Source organism: Treponema sp. R6D11 (assembly GCF_054786075.1).
Map to the genome: position 1 here is coordinate 1 of NZ_BDHD01001208.1, position 358 is coordinate 358.

Consider the following 358-nt stretch of genomic DNA (forward strand, 5'->3'; position numbering starts at 1 on the left):
GCTGGGTAGGCGTAATCCGAGGGGCAAAGCTTAAAGTTGTCATTTTCGCCGCCGTCCTCGACCCCACCGTCGGCTTCATCGCTTGCGTCGCCACTTGCGGAACTTGCGTCATCGTCTGCGTCGACTCCGCCATAGTTGCGGCGGATCGCTTTTATACATTCAACCAGCGGCGGGGTAAGCCAGTCCGAGTTATGTTTTTCCACGCAGAGGTCCAGGATACGTTCAAATTCGGCGTCCGGCCGCAGTTCGTAACGGCTTAAAAACCGCCGGATCGATTTTTTTATGTGTAAATTATCAAAAAACCGTTGTTAAAAACGTCTTTAATAAACCCGACCTCCGGCCTAAGTTTTACGATAAC

1 protein-coding gene is annotated in these 358 nt (G+C 51.1%); it reads right to left on the reverse strand.

Going from position 1 to position 358, the window contains the following annotated elements; genetic code table 11:
- A partial coding sequence (locus tag ACYVTD_RS18135; protein ID WP_461249000.1) for a hypothetical protein occupies positions 1-203 on the reverse strand: 203 nt, incomplete at its 3' end.
- Positions 204-358: the final 155 nt, after the last annotated feature.